At 40.6% G+C, this 1,891-nt stretch carries 1 pseudogene; it reads right to left on the bottom strand.

Annotation, left to right across the window (positions count from 1 at the left end):
- Positions 1-1,891, bottom strand: a pseudogene (locus DXA36_RS33280) (hypothetical protein); the annotation flags it as partial.

Below are 1,891 nucleotides of genomic sequence, written 5' to 3'. Positions count from 1 at the left end.
ATACTCTACACGGTAGTCCAGCTTCTGGCTTTCATCTGCTTTATAGTATACCTTGATGACATTGTTGCTGGCTGTTATGGTTGTCGGCAGTTTCGGGGCGGTTCTGCTCCGGGTATATCCTGCCGGTACGTTACTGCTGTCCGCTACTGCCTTTACTTCCGGTTCCGCTACCAGGACACTCTGATCCTTTAAGGTGTCAAACGGGGCATCCATCCCTTCCAGGTAATACTCTACACGGTAATTCAGCTTAGCGTCTTCATTAAGTGTATAATATACATTGATAACTCCATCATTTTCAATCGTTCCTTTTCCAACTAAAGCCGTCCTATTTTTATTGAGCTGTAAATTTTTATCATTTCTTTCATATTTATAGCCGGAATATTTTTTTAACTCAATATCTTTAATACCAGCTGCCTCTTCGCTTAAAGCGACTTCCACCAATACCGAATCTTCATCGCGGTTTTCTCCATCCACCCAATGCTTAACTGTATATTTGAAAACCTTCTCATTCAGAATATATTTACCATAGTAATCGGTATTTCCAGTGATCTGTCCATTAAAATCGGCTTTTATTGTACAATTCTTATCTCTATACCATCCTTCAAAAATATATTCTTTTCCATTAACTACTTTTCTTTCTGTAGGCGGCTTATTTAAATCACGTTCCGCGTATCCGCTTACCACTCTGCGGCTATAATCGGACTGAATCGTAAAATCGGAATTTCCCGGTTCCTGAACACGGAAAGTTACCGTATATTTGCTTTTTTCATTCAGCGTTATCTGTCCGTCTAAATGGAATGTATTCGTTTCAAAAGGTACAACAGGGTTTACACCATTATTCCCTGCATTTGCTCCCCCTGATACAATTGTACGGAACCATTCAATGGTATAATAGCCTTCTTTATATGCATTCTCAGATCCTGTGGCCGCATATTTATATGCTATACCACTTACGTTAATATCAGGATAAGAAGAAGGGTAAGTAATGTTTCCCTGACCTGTTATTATTTTTCCAATACTATATCTGGAAGGAGCGTTCACTCCGCTTATACTGCCGACCCCCATCCCATTCCATACCTGATTCGGATTACTGCTTACTCCTTCCTGTAAACCGGGAATTAAGGTATAGCAATATAGTTTATAGGAATTTGATTTTGCATAAGAAGCTATTTCCGTGCTTCCTGCTACTATATAGTAAGAAAAACTGCTGGCGGTAAAGCTTACATCTCCGGAGGTTCTGTCCTTAGCAACAATTTCTGCATCGGAACCGCTGTTTTCCATATGAAACACAGAGACAGATTCTCCTTCTACTCCTGTACCGATAATTTCTACTCTTACACCTCCTGCAGGCTGAATTTCTTTTCCATCTTTATCCAGGATTGTGATATCAAAAGCTCTGAGCTGATTCAATTCTTTTCCTTCAGCTTCCAGCTTTTCTTCCACTGCCCCTTCCACTGCAGATACGTCCAGCTCACTTGCCTTCACCTGGTAGCCTTTCGGAAGGACACCTGCGGAATAAGTAGTTACTTTTATTGTCACCCCGTTTACTTCTACGGTGTCAATAGTCTCAATATATTCTTCCTCTTCTTCCTTTTCCGTAAAAGTAACTTTTACTTCTACATCCTTTGAAGGAGAAACTGCATATTTATTATCCGTTCTTGCAATGACGGTTCCATCAATAACAACTTCTGCTATTTCATAACCCGCATCCGGATTAACATAGAATTCAAGTGCTTTCTTACTCTCAACTTCTGTCTGGTCACCGATTTTGTCTCCGTCCGCATTGGTAATTGTGCCTTTTCCTTCTACCAGAAATGTCACAACAAAAAGTTCTTTCGTTCCTTCTTCCGCCTCGGTTTCTTCCAGTTCTTCGGTCTCCGTTTCTGTTTCG

It is taken from the genome of Eisenbergiella sp. OF01-20 (assembly GCF_003478085.1).
In the GTDB taxonomy this organism is placed as follows: Bacteria; Bacillota; Clostridia; order Lachnospirales; family Lachnospiraceae; genus Eisenbergiella.
The sequence above is the reverse complement of the archived record's forward strand: the minus strand, read 5'-3'. Positions and strand labels throughout refer to the sequence as shown.